This window comes from Mammaliicoccus sp. B-M6, assembly GCF_022386965.1.
GTDB lineage: Bacteria > Bacillota > Bacilli > Staphylococcales > Staphylococcaceae > Mammaliicoccus > Mammaliicoccus sciuri_A.
The window spans coordinates 1-372 of record NZ_JAJNHJ010000090.1 but is presented as its reverse complement, the minus strand read 5'-3'; the positions used below and the strand labels follow the sequence as shown (position 1 = coordinate 372).

Sequence of the window (372 nt, the reverse complement as noted above, 5' to 3'; positions counted from 1 at the left end):
CATTTGCAGGTTCAGCAATTGGTGGTATAAGAGAAACACAAGAAATGTTAGACTTCTGTTCAGAACATAACATTAGACCACAAATCGAACTGATTTCAGCAGATCAAATAGACGAAGCATATGAAAGAGTCTTATCATCAAACATTAAATATCGTTTTGTCATAGATACAAGTACAATGTAATAACGTATAAAACTGTCCATATGATAGGCACTTTTTTGATTCACCAAACAAAAAATTCCCTGCTAACGATAACGTTAACAGGGGATGATTTATTGATTTACTTTAAGATTCAACGACGTCTTCCATTTGGGCTTCGAATTCATCTAGTAATGCGCGTACTTCATCTGTTGTTTCTGTACTCATTAATTGA

General features: G+C 33.9%; 1 pseudogene. It reads left to right on the top strand.

Going from position 1 to position 372, the window contains the following annotated elements:
• Positions 1–182: pseudogene (locus LQ693_RS13550) on the top strand (alcohol dehydrogenase); the annotation flags it as partial.
• Positions 183–372 lie beyond the last annotated feature (190 nt).